Below are 21382 nucleotides of genomic sequence, written 5' to 3' on the forward strand. Positions count from 1 at the left end.
CTGGAGCAAGCCCGCATGAGCCAACTCGCCCAAACACGTTATCTGGCCAACAAGACTTTCGAGGAAATCCGCATCGGCGATTCCGCGTCGCTGACGCGCACGCTGATGCCGGAGGACGTCAAGCTGTTCGCCGTCCTGACCGGCGACGTCAATCCGTCGATTGTCGACCCCAAGTATTCCGAAAGCGGCATGTTCCGCGAAGTCATCGCCCACGGCATGTGGAGCGGCTCGCTGATCTCGACCGTGCTCGGTACCCAATTCCCCGGCCCGGGCACCATCCTGGTCGACCAGAGCCTGCATTTCGCCCGGCCGGTGACCATCGGCGACAGCATCACCATCACCGTCACCGCCAAGCAGAAGTTCGAGCACAACAAGCACGTCATCTTCGATTGCGTGTGCACCAACCAGGAAGGCCTGCAGGTCGTGCGCGGCTCGGCCGAAATCCTCGCCCCGCTGGAAAAGGTGTCGCGCCTCGAAGAGGTGCGCATGCCGGAGATCCGCATCGACGACAAGCACGAGCGCTACACCCACCTGCTGCAGCGCGTGAAGGGCCTGGAACCGATCCCCACCGCCGTCGCCCACCCGTGCGACCTGGAGTCGCTGAAGGGCCCGGTCATGGCCTTCCAGGCCGGCATCATCGAACCCATCCTGGTCGGACCGGAAAACAAGATCCGCGCCGTGGCCGAGGAATTCGACCTCGACCTGTCCGGCATCCGCATCGTCCATGCCGCACACAGCCACGATTCGGCCGCAGTGGCCGTATCGCTGGTCCGTACCGGCGACGCCGAAGCACTGATGAAGGGCAGCCTGCACACCGACGAGTTGATGGGCGAAGTGGTCGCCCGTGCCAATGGGCTGCGCACCAGCCGGCGGATCAGCCACGTCTTCGTGATGGACGTGCCGACCTACCACCGCCCCCTGCTGATCACCGACGCGGCGATCAACATCGCGCCGACGCTGGAGGAAAAGGCCGACATCATCCGCAACGCCATCGACCTCGCCCACGTCATCGGCATTCCCGAACCCAAGGTCGCCATCCTGTCGGCGGTCGAGACCATCAATCCGAAAATCCAGTCCACCCTCGACGCCGCCGCCCTGTGCAAGATGGCCGACCGCGGCCAGATCAAGGGCGGCCTGCTCGACGGCCCGCTCGCCTTCGACAATGCCGTGTCCATCGTCGCCGCCAAGACCAAGGGCATCAAGTCGGCGGTCGCCGGCCATGCCGAAATCCTCGTCGTGCCCGACCTGGAATCCGGCAACATGGTCGCCAAGCAGCTCGAATACCTCGCCAATGCGCTGACCGCCGGCATCGTGCTCGGCACCAAGGTGCCCATCGTGCTGACCAGCCGCGCCGACAGCGCCGAAACCAGAACCGCATCGTGCGTCATCGCCGCACTGATCGCCCACGCCAACCGCAAGAACGGAACCACCTGAAATGAAGCAAGCCATCCTGACGATCAACGCCGGTTCGTCGTCCATCAAGTTCGCCCTCTTTCCGCTCGCCCACCCGATCTCCCCGGATGCCGAAGTCTCCGGCCAGATCGACGGCATCGGCACCAACGCCACCAAGATGGTGGCCAAGGACCGCGCCGGCGAGAAGATCGCCAACCAGGCCATCGCCGGCGAACAGGTCAGCCACGACGTCGCCTTCGACGCCCTGCTCAAGTGGTTCATGGCCACGCATAGCGGCTGGCAGATCGTCGCCGTCGGCCATCGCGTGGTGCACGGCGGCGAGCGCTATTCGGCACCGACCGTCGTCGACGCCACCGTCCTCGACCACCTGACCAGCTTCATCCCGCTCGCTCCATTGCACGAGCCGCACAACGTCGCCGGCATCCGCGCCCTGCAGGCCCTGCTCCCGAACGTGCCGCAGATCGCCTGCTTCGACACTGCCTTCCACCGCAGCCAGCCGGACGTCGCCCAGACCTTCGGCCTGCCCCGCGCCCTGTCGGCCGAAGGCATCAAGCGCTATGGCTTCCACGGCCTGTCCTACGAATTCATCGCCCGCGCCCTGCCCCAGCATTCGCACCGCGCCGCCGGCCGCGTCGTCGTCGCCCACCTCGGCAACGGGGCCAGCATGGCGGCCATGGTCAATCGCAAGTGCGTTGCCACCACCCTCGGCTTCTCGACCATCGACGGCCTGCTGATGGGCACCCGCTGCGGCAACCTCGACCCCGGCGTCGTGCTGCACCTGATGGAAACCAAGGGCCTGACGGTCAAGGACATGACCAGGATGCTGTACAAGGAATCCGGCCTGCTCGGCGTGTCCGGCATCAGCCAGGACATGCGCACCCTGCTCGCCAGCGACAAGCCGGAAGCCGAAGAGGCGGTGAACCTGTTCTGCTACCGCATCGCCCGCGAACTCGGCTCGCTGGTCGCCGCCTCCGGCGGCATTGACGCCCTGGTGTTCACCGGCGGCATCGGCGAGCACGCCGCCGAAGTCCGCCGCCGCGTCTGCCTGCAATCCGAATGGCTGGGCATCCGCCTCGATCCGGAAGCCAACGCCCGCCACGACATCGTGATCAGCGCCGGCAACAGCAGCGTCGACGTGCTGGTCATCCCGACCAACGAAGAGTGGATGATGGCGCACCACGCGCAGACCCTGCTCGCCCTCTGACAGAAATTTTTTCCGCCCGCCCCGGTCTCACGAAAGTGGTCCGGGGCGTTGTTTTTTCGGGCTTTTTAAACCATGACAGCGTCACGCCTCGCTTAAGGCAGAACCACTGCATCTAGTCAAGATATTGTATCGACCCACTAGATATAGTAGATTCCCTCCATTCAAAGACTAGAACCGAAACTGTTGAGAGGAGCCTTCAATGAGCAAAGTCGCAGAGCAGCTTTCACTGACCGATATTCCCGCGCCGCCCGAATTCGCCCCCCTGCCGGAACAGGAAATTTCCGGCGAGGTGCTGATCGAAAAATACGCCAAGGGCAAGGAAACCAACGTTCACGACGTGCGCAAGCGCGTCGCCTGGGCGCTGGCCCAGATCGAGCAGGAAGCTGATCGCGCACACTGGGAAGCCCGCTTCCTGTGGGCCCAGGAAAACGGCTTCATCCCGGCCGGCCGCATCAACTCCGCCGCTGGTACCGACCTGCAGGCCACGCTGATCAACTGCTTCGTGCAGCCGGTCGGCGATTCCATCGTCGAAAACACCGATGGCCGTCCCGGCATCTACACCGCGCTGGCCCAAGCCGCCGAAACGATGCGCCGCGGTGGCGGCGTCGGCTACGACTTCTCGTCCATCCGCCCGCAGGGCGCCCGCGTCAAGGGCACCCAGTCGCGCGCTTCCGGCCCGGTTTCCTACATGCGCGTCTTCGACCGCTCCTGCGAAACCGTCGAGTCCGCCGGCGCCCGCCGCGGCGCCCAGATGGGCGTGCTGCGCTGCGACCATCCGGATATCGAGGACTTCATTCACGCCAAGGACCACGGCGACCTGACCAATTTCAACATTTCCATCGGCGTCACCGACGGCTTCATGGAAGCGGTCGATGGCGACACCGATGTCGAGCTGGTGCACCGTGCCGAGCCGAATGCCGACATGCGCTCGGCCGGCGCCTACCAGCGCGAAGACGGCATGTGGGTCTATCGCAAGGTGCGCGCCCGCGACCTGTGGGACCAGGTCATGAAGTCCACCTACGACCACGCCGAGCCGGGCATCCTGTTCCTCGACCGCATGAACAAGGACAACAACCTCAATTACTGCGAAGTGATCGAGGCGACCAACCCGTGCGCCGAACAGCCGCTGCCGCCGTACGGCTGCTGCTGCCTGGGCTCGATCAACCTGACCCTGTACGTCAAGAACCCGTTCTCCGAGCAGGCCGAGTTCGATTTCGACGCCTTCGCCGAAGTCATCCGCGTGTCGACCCGCATGCTCGACAACGTGCTCGACGCCACCCACTGGCCGCTCGAGCGCCAGCAGCAGGAAGCCGCCAACAAGCGCCGCGTCGGCCTCGGCTTCACCGGCCTCGGCGACATGCTTGCCATGCTGCGCCTGCGCTACGACAAGGCTGAAGCCCGTGCCATGGCCAGCCGCATCAGCGAATTCATGCGCGACACCGCCTACCTGTACTCGGCCGAAATGGCCAAGGAACGCGGCGCCTTCCCGCTGTTCAACGCCGAGCTCTACCTGTCCGGCGGCAACTTCGCCTCGCGCCTGCCGAACGAGGTCAAGGCCGAAATCCGCAAGCACGGCCTGCGCAACTCGCACCTGCTGTCCATCGCCCCGACCGGCACCATTTCGCTGGCCTTCGCTGACAACGCCTCGAACGGCATCGAACCGCCCTTCTCGTGGACCTACAACCGCAAGAAGCGCATGCAGGACGGCACGATCAAGGAATACTCGGTCGAGGATTACGCCTGGCGCCTGTACAAGCACCGTGGCGGTGATGTTGCCAACCTGCCGGACTACTTCGTCACGGCCCTGGAAATTTCCGCCAAGGCCCACAGCGACATGGTCGCCGCCGTCGCCCCCTACGTCGACACCTCGATCTCGAAGACGGTGAACGTGCCGGCCGACTACCCGTACGAAGACTTCCAGGACCTCTACATGCAGGCGTGGAAGGCCGGCCTCAAGGGTCTGGCCACCTATCGTCCGAACAGCGTGCTCGGTTCCGTCCTGTCCGTCACGCCGGAACCGACCGCCGAGGCGGCCGCTGCCGCCGACGCCAAGGCGCCGCAGGACTTCGTTTCCGACGCCAACCGCCGCCTGTCGATCAAGAACCTGCCGGCCCCGGTGCTCGCCAGCCTGCGCTGGCCGGGCCGCCCGAACCTGCCGGAAGGCAACCTGTGCTGGACCTACATGGTCGATTCGCCGATCGGCAAGTTCGCCCTGTTCGTCGGCCATGTCGAACAGGAAGGCCGTGCCTGGCCGTTCGAAGTGTGGGCCAACGGCCCGGCCGAACCGCGCGGCCTGGGCGCCGTCGCCAAGACGCTGTCCATGGACATGCGCGCCAACGACCACGGCTGGCTGCAACTGAAGTTGGAAGCCCTGGCCAAGATGCCGGGCGACGCCTTCGATATGCAGATGCCGCCGCATGGCGAACGCAAGCGCATGCCGTCCGTCGTCGCCGCCATGGCCCAGGTCATCCTGTGGCGCGGCGAACAGCTCGGCGCCTTCGGCCACGACGGCCCGACGCCGGTCAAGGATGCCCTGTTCAGCACCAAGGAGCCGAAGACCGGCACCGACGGCACGCTGTCCTGGACCGTCGACGTCAGCAACACCTCGACCGGCGAAGACTTCGTCCTCGGCCTGAAGGAAATCACCCTGCCCGACGGCAGCTCGCGCCCCTACTCGATGTGGCTCTCCGGCAACTACCCGCGTGCCCTCGACGGCCTGTGCAAGCTCCTGTCGCTCGACATGCGCGTTCTCGACCCGGCCTGGATCGGCATGAAGCTGCGCAAGCTGCTCGACTACTCCGAGCCGTTCGGCGACTTCATGGCCTTCGTCCCGGGTTCGCGCAAGCAGCAGACCTACCCGTCGACCGTCGCCTACATCGCCCAGCTGATCATCCACCGCTACGCCATGCTCGGCATCCTCGACGAAGCCGGCTTCCCGCTGCAGCAGATGGGCATTCTGGAAGCACCGGAAGACACCACCAGCAACAAGGTGCTGCCGACCCAGGGCAAGCTGTGTGGCGAGTGCGGCAACCACACGATGATCCGCAAGGACGGCTGCGATTTCTGCACCGCCTGCGGCGCGGTGGGCACCTGCGGCTGACCTGAGAAACGCCGGGCTGAATGCTGTCTTGCTAGCGACAGCATAAGCTGCAACAAAAAATGAAGCCCCGGGATCGCTGATCCCGGGGCTTTTTTTGATCTGTTATCCGACTGGCCAAGCACCTGGCAATCACTGGGCGATGGGAGCCGCCTGGCCACGACGGCGAAGCTCATCCCGGGACACTTAACGCAGTTTGCGGTACACGGCCGGTTGTCTCGAGGAACCTGTATGCAAAAATCACACAGCCACCCTCAAGGCATAAATTGACAACGGCATTTTCCGCAATACGTCAAGAAGCCCGGACAGCAATAATCCCGGACTTTTTTGCCGCCGGATCGGCTCGGAATAAGGCTCGCCGGCCTGCCGACCGACTTGAAAGCGACCTCTGAATTTTCATCTGACTGGCGTATTTATCATGTAGATTAGAGAAAAATTGTTCCAGTCCATGATCTGGATCATCCTCCCCTCCGCTCTGTAGATAGGCGTTTTTCGATGCACCGTCTCCCTGAGTCTGTCCAAGAATCCATCGACCGAGGTCACATCCCGTCTCCGCCCGAGATTCTGTTGCGGCTGATGCGGACGGTCGATGACGAACAGGCGACCGTGGGGGATCTGGCCAGCATCGTCGAGCAGGACCCGGGATTGGCCAGCCGCATCCTGAGCGTCGCCAACTCCCCGGCATTGCGCCGGGGCCGGGAACTCAAGAGCCTCGATACCTGCCTGGTCGCTCTCGGCACCCGCCTGGTGCACTCGCTGGCAACCTGCCTGTCCATCCAGCGGCTTTTCGACCGCAACCCCAATCTGGACGCCACCGACATCGCGGACTTCTGGAGCCATTCGCTGCTGGTCGGCGAACTGGCGCGCGGCGTGGCTGAACTCGCCGAATATCCGCATCCGGACGAAGCCTATCTGTCCGGGCTGCTACACGACATCGGCGAACTGATCCTGCTGTCGGCCATCGGCGAGCCCTATCGCCGCTTCCTGATCAACTCTGCCGAAAACCCGCAGCTTCTCGCCGAGGAAGTCCAGCTGTTCGGGACTACCCATGCCGACGTCGGCGGTTGGCTGATCGACCACTGGGGACTGAATTCCGTACTGGCCGACGGCACCGCTTTCCATCATGCGTCGGCGGCCCAGATCCTGACCGCCACCGCGCTGCCGCAGATGGTCTGGATTGCCCAGGCGCTGAGCGCCAACATGGATGATTCGCCCGAATTCGGGGTGGTCGTCAATGGCAGCAGCCTCAAGCTCGAGCGCTCCGCCCTGTTCGCCGAGCGCGACCGTGCCATCCAGCGTACCCGCCAGATTGCCGAGGCGCTGGGAATCACCGTTGCCGACGAATTCCCGAAGCGGCACCACGCAGCGGCCGCCCCCCCCCAGCCGGCTCAGTCCAGTGCCGCCGAAGAGGACATGGCAGCGCTGGTCGGCGGCATGGCCATGCTGCAGCCCTTGCAGCAGGACCTCTTCCAGCTGGGGAGCGATACCGAAGTCCTGCTCGCCTTACGCGAATCGGCCCGCATCCTGTTCGAACTGCCGAAAGTGGCCATCCTGCTGGCCAACGACAAGGGCGATGCCTTGTCCGGCGAAAAAGTCGGGGCACAACCCGAACTTTTCCGGCAGCTTTCCATCCCGTTGGCTGCATCCCGCTCGCTGGCCGCGGCAGCCGTCATCGAACGCCAGGTACGGACCAGCTTCGAGCAAACCGAAGCGCTCCCGTTGCTCGATTTACAACTGGCCCGCGCCCTTGGTACTGAAGGTCTGCTCTGCATCCCGATGCTGGCGCGCAGTCGCGTGATCGGCGTGATGGTGTGCGGCCTGTCGGAAAAACAATACGGCCGCCTGCAGCGCCGGATTCCGTGGCTGGCCAATTTCGGCAAGATCGCCGCGATCAGCCTCGATGCCGTGCTCGAAGCCGGCCGCCATCGCCAGCAGGTCGAGGAAGAACTGACCCACCAATTCACCCGCCATGCGCGCCAAATCGTCCATGAGGCCGGCAACCCGCTGGGCATCATCAAGAGCTACCTGAAAATCCTCGAACGCAAACTGCCGGAGGACGGGGTTCGCCAGGAACTCACGGTTCTGACCGAGGAAATCGACCGGGTGGCCAATATCGTCGGCCACATGACGCACGCCCTCAAGGGCAGCGCAGAAAGCACCAGCCTCGATCTGGTCGCCGTCCTCAACGACTTCCTGGTCCTTTACGCCGACACGCTGTTCAACACCAAGGGGATACGCATCGAAACGGTACTGCCGCAGGCCGAACTGCCGGTCCGCATCAACCGCGACAGCCTGAAGCAGATCGTCCTCAATCTGTGGAAAAACGCCTCGGAAGCCCTGGTCGCCGGGAAATACGTCAAGGTTTCAGTCAGCGACAACATCATCCACGACGGTGCGGGCTATGTGCAGTTGCGGGTCGACGACAACGGGCCGGGCATGCCCGAAGAGACCATCCAGTCCCTCTATCGCCCGAAACCCATTTCCGATACGGCACAAAGAGGACTCGGCCTGTCCGTGGTCGGCAGCCTGGCCAAGAAGGAGGGTGTGCTGATCACCTGCCGGAGTCAGATCGGCGCCGGCACCAGCATTGCGTTGCTGATTCCCAAGGGCGGCGCCCCGGTGGCAGGACAACCGGCATGAACGCCATCACCGCCCTGTACGAACTGGCCCGGATTCCCAGCCTGCAGACGCATCAGAACATCCTGATCGTCGACGACGAATCGCGCTTTCGCCTTGCCTACCGGGAATTGCTGGCCGACGACGAGCGGACGATCGACGAAGCCAGCACCGGCCAGGAAGCCATTGCCCGGCTCAAGGAAGGCCGGACGGACCTGGTCATCCTCGACCTTAAGCTGCCCGATATTTCCGGCCTGGAAATCATGGAGTGGATGACGGCGCACAATATCGACGCCTCGGTGATCGTGTTCAGCGCCGACAAGTCGATCAACTCGGCGATCCATGCCCTGCGCCACCGGGCCTTCGAGTTCCTGCGCAAGGATTGCGATCCGAACGACATGATCCATGCCGTCGACCGGGCGCTGGCCAATCGCCAACGCGACCAGGAACTCGCCCTGGTCTCCGCCCAGCTCCAGCATTCCGAGCGCTTGCACCGCTTCCTGGTCGAGCAGTCGCCGGACATGATCTTCACGCTCGATCGCCAGGGCCGCTTCACCTTCATCAACGGCCGGGTCAGCACCCTGCTCGGCTACGAGCCCAGGGAACTGGTCGGGCAGCATTACACCAGGGTGGTCGATCCGCGTGACTACGAGCACGTCCAGTACGCCTTCAACGAAAGGCGGGTCGGGGAACGGGCCACCAGCAACATCGAAGTGCGTTTCAAGCGCAAGCCGTCGACGCCGCGGGCGCGCAACGGGGCGGTGGTGACGACGATACTGAGTTCGCAGGGGGTCTATGAATCGCACCCGCTCGGCCAGCCGGGCGCCTTCCTCGGCACCTCGGGCGTGGCGCGCGACATTTCGGAACGCAAGAAAGCCGAGCAGACCATCGCTTTCCAGGCATTCCACGATCTGCTGACCAAGCTGCCCAACCGGACGCTGTTCGTCGACCGCCTCGAGATGGCCATGGTCCAGGCTTCGCGGCGCAAGGAAAAGCTGGCCGTGATGTTCCTCGACCTCGACCGCTTCAAGCTGGTCAACGACACCTACGGCCACCAGGTCGGCGATCAGCTGCTGCGCGAATTCGCCGTGCGCGTCCGCGCTTGCCTGCGCACCGGCGACACCCTGGCCCGGCAAGGCGGCGACGAATTCACCGCCCTGCTACCGACCATCAGCAACAAGGAAGACGTCAGCGTCGTTGCCGAAAAAATCCTGTCGGAGCTGCGCAAACCCTTCCTGCTCGGCGAAACCCAGTTCCTGGCGACGACCAGCATCGGCCTTGCCGTCTATCCGGACGACAGCGCGAACGCCGAGGAACTGATCCGCTGCGCCGACATGGCTATGTACCAGGTCAAGGGGCAGGGGAAAAACGGCTATACCGCCTTCCAGCCGCACATGCACACGGCCAACCTGGACCGCCTGTCGGTGGAAAACGATCTGCGCAAGGCGGTCAAGGAAGGCAACCAGTTCGAATTGCATTTTCAGCCGCAGATCGATGCCGACCTGGGCAAGGTGGTCGGCCTCGAAGCCCTGATTCGGTGGAACCACCCACGCGCCGGCATGATCAGCCCGGACGTTTTCATCCCGATCGCCGAAGAGACGGGACTGATCATCGCCATCAGCGACTGGGTGCTGCGCGAGGCGTGCGCGCAATTGGCCCATCTCAAGCAGCACGGTTTCGGCGAAATCCGCCTGGGCGTCAATCTGTCGCCGCGCGAGTTCGACCGCGTCGATCTGCTCGAACGGATTCGCATCCCGCTCGACGAATTCAGGATTGCGCCGGAATCGCTGGAGATCGAGATCACCGAAAGCCTGCTGATGAAGGACGTGGAGAATATCGTGGCCCGCGTGAAACGCCTGCGCAGCACGGGGGTACACATCTCGATCGACGACTTCGGCACACGCTATTCGTCGCTCAATTACCTGCGCCGCTTTTCGGTCAACCGCATCAAGATCGACCAGTCCTTCGTGCGCGACCTGCGCACGCCGCACGATTCCTTCGCCATCATCCAGGCCATCGTCGGCATCGCCCGCAATTTCAACCTGCACGTCATCGTCGAAGGCGTGGAAACCGAACAGCAGGTGGCCATCCTCAAACAGCTGGGCTGCAACGAAATGCAGGGCTATTTCTTCAGCCGGCCCTTACCGTCGGCAAAGCTGATGGACTTCCTGAAACTGGCGAACCGCTCGGGGAGCGGCGAGTCATTCGCCCCCCGCCCCGGCTTTCACACCGAAGGCCGCGACCACATCCAGGCCAGCACACAGAACCCGACGCCGGCCGGCACATAGCGCCAGGGCTCGGGCAGGCCATACCAGCCGCCGACCGCGCTGATCGCAAGCAATACGGTCGCCGCCCGCTTGGCTACCCGCGGAATGGCGCCATGATCGCGCCAGGCGCGGATGGCCGGACCGGCCTGCGGATGCGCCAGCAACCTGGCTTCCCACTCCGGATGCGAACGGGCGAAGAAATAGGCGGCCAGCAGCAGGAAGGGGGTCGTCGGCAACAGCGGCAGGACCGCGCCGATAATACCCAGCCCGACGGAAACGATACCGAGCACCCGATAGACCGGGGTCTTCATCAGCGCAATTCCCAGTAGCTCGGCCGGCTGTAGTTGTCCTTGAGCAGGTCGATGAACAGGCGCACGCGCAGCGGCAGGTGGCGGCGTTGCGGAAATACCGCGTAGATGCCCATCGGCGGCGCCTGCCAGGCGTCGAGGACCGAGGTCAGCCGGCCCTCCTTCAGATCGCGCACGACCTCCCACAGCGAACGCCAGGCCAGGCCGCGCCCGGCCAGCGCCCATTCGTGCAGCACGGCGCCATCGTTGCACTCGAAGCTGCCGCCGACCTTTATAGTATCGACCTCGCCGCTGTCCGGATGACGGAAGATCCAGCCCCGCTGCTGGCCGAGCGACAGGCAGTTGTGCCCGGCTAGGTCTTCCGGCCGGCGCGGCACGCCGTGCTCGACCAGGTAGGCCGGGCTGGCGACGACCATGCGCCGCATTTCCCCCAGGCGGACGCTGACCAGGCTGGAATCGGTCAGTTCACCGATGCGAATGGCGCAGTCGATATTCTCGTTGATCAGATCGACCAGACGGTCGGACAGGTTCAGATTGACCCGCACCTCCGGGTTGGCGCGCATGAAGTCGCCGACCAGCGGCGCCACGTGCTGCCGGCCGAACCCGGCCGGCGCCGATACCTTGAGATAGCCGCTCGCCTGCAGGCCGCCGAGCGAGACCGCGGCTTCGGCATTGGCCAGATCGTTGAGCAGTTTCTGGCAATCCTCCAGGAAGGCCTGCCCCTCGAAGGTCAGGGTCAGCTTGCGCGTCGTGCGCAGCAGCAAACGGACCCCCAAGCGACTCTCCAAAGCATCGATACGGCGGCCGATAATGGCCGGCGTGACGCCTTCGAGCCGGGCCGCTGCCGACAAACTGCCGCGAGTTGCGACGCTGGCAAAGGCTTCGATCTGTTTGAGACGGTCCATTTGATACTCAAAGTAAAAGATGAATTGATTCTATTCCCCTTTTAAGTCCTATAGAAGACTTCTAGAATTCATTCATCGCAGTATCCCAATTACCCTTTCATCAGGAGTTCAGCCATGGCCATCAATCTGCCCGCCGGCGTGCAAATCAACGCCCCGATCAAGCCCGAATGGGAATCCATCCTCACCACCGAGGCGCTGGAATTCGTCGCCAAGCTGCACCGCGCCTTCGAAGCCCGCCGCCAGGAACTGCTCAAGGCCCGCGTTGCCCGCCAGGCCCGCATCGACGCCGGCGAAATGCCGGACTTCCTGCCGGAAACCGCCCACATCCGCAACGGCGACTGGAAGGTCGCCCCGGTGCCGGCCGCCCTGCAGTGCCGCCGCGTCGAAATTACCGGCCCGGTCGAAGCCAAGATGATCATCAATGCCTACAACTCGGGCGCTGACTCCTACATGACCGACTTCGAGGATTCCAACAGCCCGAACTGGGAAAACCAGATCCAGGGCCAGATTAACCTGTACAAGGCCATTCGTCGCGAACTGTCGTTCAAGAACGAAGCCGGCAAGGAATACAAGCTCAACGACAAGATCGCCACCCTGCAGATCCGTCCGCGCGGCTGGCACCTCGACGAGAAGCATGTGACCGTTGACGGCCAACGCGTCGGCGGCGGCATTTTCGACTTCGCGCTGGTCTTCTTCCACAACGCCAAGGAGCAGATCGCCCGCGGCGCCGGCCCGTTCTACTACCTGCCGAAGATGGAATCCCACCTCGAAGCCCGCCTGTGGAACGACATCTTCGTGATGGCCCAGGACCACGTCGGCCTGCCGCAAGGCACCATCAAGGCCACCGTGCTGGTCGAAACCATCCTCGCCACTTTCGAGATGGAAGAAATCCTCTACGAACTGCGCAACCACTCCGCCGGCCTGAACGCCGGCCGCTGGGACTACATCTTCTCGTGCATCAAGAAGTTCAAGAAGAACAAGGACTTCTGCCTGGCCCAGCGCGGCGCCATCACCATGGAAGTGCCCTTCATGCGCGGCTACTCACTGGCTCTGGTCCAGGCCTGCCACAAGCGCGGCGCTCCGGCCATGGGCGGCATGTCGGCCCTGATCCCGATCAAGAACGACCCGGTCGCCAACGAAAAGGCGCTGGCCGGCATCCGCCACGACAAGACCCGCGATGCCAACGACGGTTTCGACGGCGGCTGGGTGGCCCACCCGGGCCTGGTGCCCATCGCCATGGAAGAATTCGTCAAGGTGCTCGGCGACAAGCCGAACCAGTTCGAGAAGCAGGTTGAAGGCAAGTTCGGCCCCGAGCAGTGGCTGGATTTCCGCCCGAACACCCCGATCACCGAAGCCGGCCTGCGCAACAACATCAACGTCGGCATCCACTACCTCGGCTCCTGGCTGGCCGGCAACGGCTGCGTGCCCATCCACAACCTGATGGAAGATGCCGCCACCGCCGAAATCTCCCGCTCGCAAGTGTGGCAGTGGGTGGTGTCGCCGAAGGGCATCCTCGACGACGGCCGCAAGGTCACCGTCGAAATGGTCCGCCCGATGATCGCCGAGGAACTGGCCAAGGTGAAGGCCACCGTTACCGCCCAGGGCGAGGACACCGCTTCCTACGACCAGGCCGCGGTCATCTTCGACAAGATGTCGCTGACCCCGGAATATCCGGAGTTCCTGACCCTGCCGCTGTACGAAGCGATGGCCTAAGCCGCTTTTCGATAAGAAAATGCTGAATTACGGCGCCTGCGGGCGCCGTTTTTCATGGCAACTAGGATTTTTCCTACAATTGCCTCCCGTCGCGGCAAGGACTCGGACATAATTGCCCCTTTCAGCAATATTGTTTCTCGGACACCGCCGTGAATCTCAACGCCAAGGTCACCCTGTTCTTCATCGGCATCGCCGCCGGCCTGCTCGCCGTGCTGGTCGCCATCAGCCTCTACGCCTTTCGCAGCTTCTCCATCGCCTCGGCGACCGAACATATCCGGACGGCCGGCGAGATTGTCCGCGTGCATCTGACGGAATCGATGATCAACGGCGTGATCGACAAGCGCGAGCGCTTCCTGCAGCGCCTGGTCGAAGTCCAGGGGCTGACCTCGGCCCGCGTCATCCGCTCGCCGGAAGTGCAGAAACAGTTCGGCCAAGGCCTGAGCGTCGAGCTGGTGGCCGACGAAGGCGAACGCCAGGTCCTGAAAGAAGGCAAGCCGCGTTTCGAGCTGATCACCGTCGGAGAGGAAACCCTGTTCCGCGGCACCATTCCCTACATCGCGACCTCCACCGGCAACCCGAACTGCCTGCAATGCCATAACGTCCAGGAAGGCGCCGTGCTCGGCGCGGTGAGCATGAGCATGTCGATCGACGCCTTGCGCTCCAAGGCCCTGTACACGGTGGCCGGCATTGCCGGGGCGGTAACCATCTTCGCCCTGCTTCTGGTCCTCCTGCTGCGTCGCCTGCTGCGCCCCATCTCGGAAACCGCGCTCGCCGTCGAGGATGCCGTACAACGCGCCCTGCACGGCGATTTCAAGGCCCATGTCGAGCGCAAGACCAATGACGAAATCGGCCAGATCGCCAACGACATGAACCGTCTGCTGACCTTCCTCGACGACGGCTTGAACCGCATCGGCAACAACGTCGCCCGCTTGACCGAGCGCACTCCGGCGCCGGGCGAAAACCTGCTCACCGCCACCATCGACATGGTCGAAGGCCTGACCCGTGCCGCGCATTTCAAGCAGGCCATCGAAGAAGACGAGGTCAAGAGTGAGATTTACCAGCGCCTGTCCGACACGCTGAAGAGTGAATTCAAGCTGCAGGAATTTTCGCTGTACGAGATGAGCAGCAATAAAAAGCAGATGCACAGCGTGATCGTCGACGGCGAGCTGGCCGATGCCTGCCGCTGGTGCGACCCGCAGATCCTGGTCCGCCCGGAGGCCTGCCGGGCGCGGCGTACCGGCCACCTGGTCGATGGCATGGAGAACCCACAGATCTGCACCTCCTTCCGCCCGCCCGAGGAAGCCGGCGATCGCCGCTACGTCTGCTTCCCGGTCATCCAGTCCGGCTCGGTGGGAAGCGTGCTGCAATTGCTAAGCACCCCGGAGGAGCAGGCCGCCCTGAAGGCCAAGGTCCCGCTGGTCAGCGTCTACCTGCGCGAAACTGCACCGGTGCTCGAAACCAAGCGCCTGATGGAAAGCCTGCGCGACTCGACGCTGCGCGACCCGATGACCGGGCTGAATAACCGCCGCTTCCTCGAGGAATATGTCGAGACCCTGATCTCCGGCGTCCAGCGCAAGCGTTCCACCGTGTCGATCCTGATGCTCGACCTCGACTACTTCAAGATGGTCAACGACACCTACGGCCACGATGCCGGCGACTCGGTGCTCAAGGGCCTATCCAACGTGCTCAAGCAGTCGGTGCGCGCCTCCGATCTGGTCATCCGCTACGGTGGCGAGGAATTCCTGATCATCCTGCTCGATACCGCCGGTGCCGCGGCCGAGCGGGTGGCCGAAAACATCCGCACCGCCGTCGAGAACCTGAAAGTGCAGGTTTCCGGCGTCGTGCTGCAGAAGACCATTTCCATCGGCATCGCCGACTTCCCGACCGACAGCGACACCTTCTGGCAGGCCGTCAAGTTTGCCGACGTGGCGCTCTACCAAGCCAAGGAACGCGGCCGCAACCGTGTCATCCGCTTCGATCCGTCGATGTGGAACGAAACCAAGGACTACTGATCCGGGCGGCCGATCTCCGCAAGGATGCATCGGCCGGAGAAGATAAGGGAAGTCCATGATTGCCGACCAGCAAGGCGTGGCGGCATTCTGCCGATTCGACAATTAGAATGATCGGCCCAAGGCCGATTCGCCGGCCGCCCCTCATCGCGAAAACACTGTGGATATCCTGATCGACATCATCCTCAAGGCCGGCCGCTCGGCGGTCGAACTGTCCCTGTTCATCCTGTTGCCGGTGATGGTCGTCATGCTGTCGCTGATGCGCCTGCTCGAAGCCCGCGGCGCGCTGGACTGGGTGGTTCCCAAGCTGGGGCCGCTGCTGCGCCCGTTCGGCCTGACCGGGCTGGGTGTCTTCGCGGCGCTGCAGATCAACTTCGTCAGCTTCGCCGCGCCGATGGCGACGCTGACCATGATGGAACAGCGCGGCACCAGCGACCGCCACCTCGCCGCCACCCTGGCCATGGTCCTGGCCATGGCCCAGGCCAACGCGGCCTTCCCGATGCTGACCATGGGCCTCAAATTCGGTCCCCTGCTCGCCTTCTCGCTGCTCGGCGGCCTCGGTGCTGCGGCAGCCACCTACTACCTGTTCGGCCGCCATCTGTCGGCGAGCGAGGCGAGCGTCGACGAGACCCTGAATCACCCGGTCGCCGACAACGCCAAGGGGGTGCTCGACGTAATTAACCGCGCCGGAGCGGAAGCCTTCAAGATCGCCGTCGGCGCCATCCCGATGCTGGTGCTGTCGCTGGTGGCGGTGACCGCCCTGAAGAAATTCGGCGCCATCGACGCGCTAACCAGCCTGATTGCGCCGCTGCTCCAACTGGCCGGCATCGACCCGATCCTGATCCTGCCGTCCCTGACCAAGTACCTGGCCGGCGGCACGGCGATGATGGGCGTCATCGACGACATGCGGCGGGCCGGGCAGGTCAGCGTCCAACTGCTCAACGCCAGCGCCGGCTTCCTGATTTCCCCCTTCGACCTGCCCGGCGTCGCCGTCCTCATATCGGCCGGCCGGCGCGTCGCGACGGTGTGGAAACCGGCCGCCGTCGGCGCCTGCGTCGGCGTGGCCATCCGCACCCTCGGCCACGCCTACTTCGCCTGAGCGAACACAACCGTCATTCCCACGACAGCGGGGATCCATGGCCGCGAATCGACGGCCAATTAAAGACTTTTTGTAAAACATAAACAGACTTTTTGCCGTCTATTGCTTACCGGTGATAAGCAATAAACTGCGCGCATCGTTTCCGGAGATCGCGCCATGCTTTCTGCCCTCACCCAATTGCTCATTTTTCAGCTGGCCGGCGAAGTGCTCGCCCGCGGACTGGACCTGCCCATCCCCGGCCCGGTGCTCGGCATGCTGTTCCTGCTCGTCGCGCTGATCCTGCGCGGCGGTCCCAGCCACGACATGCAGGGCACCAGCCAGAATCTGCTCCAGCACCTGTCGCTGCTCTTCGTGCCGGCCGGCACCGGCATCATGGTCCATCTGCATCGCGTGGCCAACGAGTGGCTGCCCCTCGTCCTCTCCCTACTGATCAGCACGGTCGCCACCCTGGTCGTCACCGCCCTGGTCATGAAGCTGTGCCAGCGCCCAGCCGCCACCACCGGAGAACAGCCATGAGCGCCAACATCGGCCAGATCTGGGTCTATCTGTCGGCCTCCCCGCTGCTCGGGCTGACCGTCACGCTGATCGCATATCAGCTTGCCTTCCAGCTCTACCGGCGCTCCGGCACCAATCCGCTGGCCAATCCGGTGCTCATCGCCGTCGCCATCCTGGTCCTTTTCCTCAGCGCGACCGGGACCAGCTACGAAACCTATTTCGCCGGTGCCCAGTTCGTGCACTTCCTACTCGGGCCGGCCACCGTTGCCCTGGCCATCCCGCTCTACATGCAGTTCAAACGGGTGCGTGCCATGCTGATTCCGGTACTGGCCGGCCTGCTCGCCGGCAGCCTGACCGCCATCGTCTCGGCCGTGCTGGTCGGCCGGCTGTTCGGGGCCAGCCAGTCCACGCAGTTGTCGCTGGCCCCCAAGTCGGTGACGACGCCCATCGCCATGGGGATTTCCGAGCGCATCGGCGGCATTCCGTCGCTCACCGCCGTGCTCGTCATCATCACCGGCATCCTCGGGGCGCTCGGCGCACGCTACGTGTTCGACCTGATGAAATTGCGCGACCCGGCGATTCGCGGCTTCGCCATCGGCATCGCCTCGCACGGCATCGGCACCGCCCGCGCCTTCCAGGTGAACGAGCAAAGCGGTGCTTTTGCCGCACTGGCCATGGGACTCAACGGCGCACTGACCGCCATGCTGGTACCCAGCGTGGCGAAATGGATCAGCTGAAACGCAACACTCCGGCGCAGCACGCCGGGCGACGCCGCGGACCATTCCGCCGCGCCGCCGGCGTCCCTGCCGCACCCCGCTAAGGGTAAGTACCAATGGCCGGCGAACCGCGCCCGGCAAAGAATTGAGGCATGTTTCCGCAACTCCCCGCCAAATCCCCGAAGCAAACCTGGCTATGGCTGGCTCCTTATGCGGCGATCGGCGTTTTCGCGCTCGCCATGCTGATCGTGACCGCCTTGCTGCAGTGGCGCGAACTCGATACCGCACGCTCGGCCCTGGAGGGCGACATGCACTGGGCCGAGCGGACCATCGAATCCCGCCTCCATGCGCATCAGGACTTTCTCTCCGAACTGGGCCGCGAGCAGGAATTCAAACAGCTGACCTACGAGTCCTTCCAGGTCCGCGCCTCGCGTTATGTGCGCGAAAACCCCGAAATCCAGGCCATCATCTGGGTCGATACCGACGGCAAGGTGGAATGGGTGGCGCCCAATGAAGCCACCGCCACTTTCGTCGGCGAGCAACTGGACGGCACCCGACTCACCGCCCTGCAGGAAGCGCTGCGCATCCGCCGCGAACTGGTGTCGGCGGATTACCGCGACGCCAACCAGCGGCCGGCCCACGACATCATCCTGCCCGTCCAGCGCGGCAGCGCCGACATCGGCGCCTTCATCGCGCTGCAATCGCTGGAAGGACTGCTGCGCGCCACGCTGCCGGCGGTCTTCACCGCCCGCTACAGCCTCACTGTGGTCAGTGCCGACAACCGCGAGGTGTTCAACAACTCCTCGGTCAAGCCAACTGACCGCCAGCTATCGGGCGCGATCAACCTCGAACTGCCGAACAACCGCCTCGGCCTGAATATCGTCGCCTATCGCGGCGGCGGCGCCTGGCTGCCCTTCCTCCCGGCCGCGTTGATCATCGTCCTGACCCTGATCGCCACGGTCACGCTGATCCAGTTGCGCCGCCATGCCCGGCACCGCGCCGCCACCGAGGAGGAATTGAGCGCCGCGTATGCCTTTCGCCAGGCGATGTCCAATTCGATGGTCACCGGCCTGCGTGCTATCGACCTCACCGGCCGGATCACCTTCGTCAATGCCGCCTTCTGCCGGATGACCGGCTTCGACGAAAGCGAACTGGTCGGCGTCAGCCCGCCCTACCCCTACTGGCCGCCGGAGGAATTCGCCAAGCTGCAGTACAACATCGATACCGCGCTGGCCGGCAAGGCACCGCCCAGCGGTTTCGAGATGCGCATCATGCGCAAGAACGGCGAGCGTTTCGACGTCCGCCTCTATTTCTCGCCGCTGATCGACACCAATGGCGGGCAGATCGGCTGGATGGCGTCGATGAACGACATCACCGAGCCGAAACGGGTGCGCGTCGAACTGGAACGCGCCCACGAACGCTTCGTCACCGTCATCGACGGCCTCGATTCGGCGGTGCACGTCGCCGATGCGCGGAGCGGCGAAATCCTCTTCGCCAACCGCGCCTTCCAGAACATCTACGGCTTCGATGCCATCGGCCGCGATACCGAGCAGGTCACCGCCCCCTGCCGCCCGGCCCCGGAAGCCTTCCTGCGCGACCCGCAACAGATCACCGGCGATGAACTACCGTGCGAAATCTACGATGGCGAAATCCAGCACGCCTTGTCCGGCCACTGGTACCACCTGCACGAGCGGGCCATCCGCTGGGTAGACGGGCGCACCGTCCGTGTCCAGGTCGCTGCCGACATCACCGACCGCAAGCACATCGACGAAGTGAACCTGCAGCAGCAGAAACGCCTGGAACAGACCTCGCGCCTGATCACCATGGGCGAAATGGCTTCGTCACTGGCCCACGAACTGAACCAGCCGCTCTCGGCCATCGCCAATTACTGCGCCGGCTGCGTCAAGCGCATGCAGGCCGGCAACTACAAGCTGGACGACCTGCTCACCGCCATGCAAAAGGCATCGACCCAGGCCGAACGGGCCGGCAAGATCATTCGCCGCATGCGCGACATGGTCAAGAAAGGCGACCCCAACCGGCAGCCCATCGCCCTGCCCGAATTGATCGACGAAGCCCGCGCCTTCGCCGACATCGAGGCGCAGCGGACCGGGACACAAATCATCGTCGCCCTGCCGGAACACTTGCCACGCATCGTCGTCGACCGCATCATGATCGAACAGGTGCTGCTCAACCTGGTGAAAAACGGCATCGAGGCGATGAGCGACGTGCCGGTGGAACGCCGGCAGCTGACGCTGCAGGCGAGGCTGCTCGACGAACGGATGCTCGAAGTGACGGTGGCCGACCACGGTCACGGGTTGGCGACGGAGGATGCGGAGAAGATATTTGCCCCCTTCTACACGACCAAGCCCGAAGGCATGGGCATCGGTCTGGCCATCTGCCGGTCGATCATCGAATTTCACCAGGGCCGGCTGTGGGTCAGTCCGCGGCGCGAGGGCGGCACCGAGTTTCATTTTACGGTACCGATAGAGGAAAGCAGCGGGGGAGAGCAATGAGTGAGCTGATGCAAACCATCTATGTCGTCGACGATGACGAGGCCATGCGCGATTCGATGACCTGGTTGCTCGAAGGGGAAGGCTATCGGGTGGCGTGCTTCGATTCGGCCGAGGCTTTCCTGAAGGCCTGGCGCAACGACATGTGCGGCTGCCTGGTACTCGATGTCCGCATGCCGGAAATGAGCGGCCTGGAACTGCAGGAGAAACTCGACAGCCTGGGCTCCCAACTGCCGGTCATTTTCGTCACCGGCCACGGCGACGTGCCGATGGCCGTCGGCGCCCTGCAGCGCGGCGCCTGTGACTTCATCGAGAAACCCTTCCACAACGAAGACCTGCTGTCGCGCATCGTCCGCGCCCTGGCCCTCGACAACGAACTGGCCGCCCGCCGCCAGCGCGACGGGGCGATTTCGTCGCGGCTCGAGCAACTGACCCAGCGCGAACGCGAGGTCATGGACCTGGTCGTTGCCGGCAAGCTCAACAAGCAGATCGCCGACGAACTCAACATCAGCATGAAGACCGTCGAAGCACACCGGGCGCGGGTCATGGAGAAAATGAACGTGCGCACCCTGGCCGAACTGGTCAAGTCGGTGATGACCGTCAATTAGGCCGGAAATCTGCCACCCTGGCAGTGCCCCCGGCCGCCGGGCTCAAAGCGGGATGATGTCGTCGCCGCCGATGCCGATATTGCCCAGATAGTGCGTGTTCTGGCGCACTTCCTTACGTCGCAGGAGCTTTTCCTGGACCTTGGCCGGCAGGTCGGTAAACAGGATCACTTCCTTGCTGATCAGCAGCTCGATCAAGTCCTCGGTCACCCGGACGAAATCGCGGTCGAGCTGGTCCAGTTCGTTCTGCCGCCAGCGATTGTGGATGAACTGAAGGACGTCGGGATGATCGGTCGGCAGCGCTTCCTGCGCATTGTCGACCGGCATCGGATGCAGTTCGCTGATCTTCCCCTCGCCATCTCTCGCTGCGTACAGCATGCCCTTACCTCGTTCTCTCGTTGCGCAGAGTCTGCATCAGCCGACCG

15 protein-coding genes are annotated in these 21382 nt (G+C 63.9%); 12 read left to right on the plus strand and 3 right to left on the minus strand.

Annotated features, from left to right (window positions below):
- Positions 1-15: 15 nt before the first annotated feature.
- The 5 genes from LZ012_RS15480 (at position 16) to LZ012_RS15500 (ending at position 10618) form a co-directional block, all read left to right on the plus strand.
- Positions 16-1434, plus strand: coding sequence for a bifunctional enoyl-CoA hydratase/phosphate acetyltransferase (locus LZ012_RS15480; protein WP_275711726.1), 1419 nt, complete (start codon positions 16-18; stop codon positions 1432-1434).
- Position 1435: 1 nt separating this feature from the next.
- Positions 1436-2617 carry an acetate/propionate family kinase gene (locus LZ012_RS15485; protein WP_275711727.1) on the plus strand — a complete coding sequence of 394 codons (1182 nt, stop codon included), beginning with the start codon at positions 1436-1438 and terminating at the stop codon, positions 2615-2617.
- Positions 2618-2816: 199 nt separating this feature from the next.
- Complete coding sequence (locus tag LZ012_RS15490; protein ID WP_275711728.1) at positions 2817-5717, plus strand: adenosylcobalamin-dependent ribonucleoside-diphosphate reductase; 2901 nt, start codon at positions 2817-2819, stop codon at positions 5715-5717.
- Between the two features lie 492 nt (positions 5718-6209).
- Entirely contained in the window at positions 6210-8354 is a 2145-nt protein-coding gene (locus LZ012_RS15495) for an HDOD domain-containing protein (RefSeq protein WP_275711729.1), read from the plus strand.
- Positions 8351-10618, plus strand: a complete 2268-nt coding sequence (locus LZ012_RS15500; RefSeq protein WP_275711730.1) for a putative bifunctional diguanylate cyclase/phosphodiesterase — start codon at positions 8351-8353, stop codon at positions 10616-10618. Before LZ012_RS15495 ends, LZ012_RS15500 begins: the two co-directional genes overlap by 4 nt.
- Here LZ012_RS15500 and LZ012_RS15505 read toward each other — a convergent pair.
- A complete protein-coding gene (locus LZ012_RS15505) occupies positions 10555-10908 on the minus strand; it encodes a YbaN family protein (protein ID WP_275711731.1) in 354 nt (117 codons plus the stop codon). The two genes, LZ012_RS15500 and LZ012_RS15505, sit on opposite strands and share 64 nt — an antisense overlap.
- The gene (locus LZ012_RS15510) at positions 10908-11810 is read right to left on the minus strand and encodes a LysR family transcriptional regulator (protein WP_275711732.1); all 903 of its coding nucleotides are present in this window, start codon (positions 11808-11810) and stop codon (positions 10908-10910) included. The genes LZ012_RS15505 and LZ012_RS15510 overlap by 1 nt, the downstream gene beginning before the upstream one ends.
- 114 nt (positions 11811-11924) lie before the next feature.
- On the opposite strand from LZ012_RS15510, the gene aceB reads away from it, so the two are divergent.
- The 7 genes from aceB to LZ012_RS15545 all read left to right on the plus strand — a co-directional run bounded on the left by aceB (position 11925) and on the right by LZ012_RS15545 (position 20960).
- Complete coding sequence (gene aceB, locus LZ012_RS15515) at positions 11925-13523, plus strand: malate synthase A (RefSeq protein ID WP_275711733.1); 1599 nt, start codon at positions 11925-11927, stop codon at positions 13521-13523.
- Positions 13524-13672: 149 nt separating this feature from the next.
- Positions 13673-15535, plus strand: a complete 1863-nt coding sequence (locus LZ012_RS15520; protein ID WP_275711734.1) for a diguanylate cyclase — start codon at positions 13673-13675, stop codon at positions 15533-15535.
- A gap of 157 nt (positions 15536-15692) precedes the next feature.
- A complete protein-coding gene (locus LZ012_RS15525) occupies positions 15693-16631 on the plus strand; it encodes a nucleoside recognition domain-containing protein (protein WP_275711735.1) in 939 nt (312 codons plus the stop codon).
- A gap of 156 nt (positions 16632-16787) precedes the next feature.
- On the plus strand, positions 16788-17147 hold the full coding sequence (locus tag LZ012_RS15530; protein ID WP_275711736.1) for a CidA/LrgA family protein: 360 nt from the start codon (positions 16788-16790) through the stop codon (positions 17145-17147).
- Positions 17144-17863, plus strand: a complete 720-nt coding sequence (locus LZ012_RS15535; protein WP_275711737.1) for an LrgB family protein — start codon at positions 17144-17146, stop codon at positions 17861-17863. The genes LZ012_RS15530 and LZ012_RS15535 overlap by 4 nt, the downstream gene beginning before the upstream one ends.
- 131 nt (positions 17864-17994) lie before the next feature.
- The gene (locus LZ012_RS15540; protein WP_275711738.1) at positions 17995-20355 is read left to right on the plus strand and encodes a PAS domain S-box protein; all 2361 of its coding nucleotides are present in this window, start codon (positions 17995-17997) and stop codon (positions 20353-20355) included.
- Entirely contained in the window at positions 20352-20960 is a 609-nt protein-coding gene (locus tag LZ012_RS15545; protein ID WP_275711739.1) for a response regulator transcription factor, read from the plus strand. The genes LZ012_RS15540 and LZ012_RS15545 overlap by 4 nt, the downstream gene beginning before the upstream one ends.
- 42 nt (positions 20961-21002) lie before the next feature.
- On the opposite strand, the gene LZ012_RS15550 is transcribed toward LZ012_RS15545, so the two are convergent.
- Positions 21003-21335: a hypothetical protein gene (locus tag LZ012_RS15550; RefSeq protein WP_275711740.1), complete on the minus strand. Its 333-nt coding sequence runs from the start codon at positions 21333-21335 to the stop codon at positions 21003-21005.
- Between the last annotated feature and the right edge of the window lie 47 nt (positions 21336-21382).

Origin of the sequence: Dechloromonas hankyongensis, assembly GCF_022012295.1 — a bacterium.
Lineage (GTDB): Bacteria > Pseudomonadota > Gammaproteobacteria > Burkholderiales > Rhodocyclaceae > Azonexus > Azonexus hankyongensis.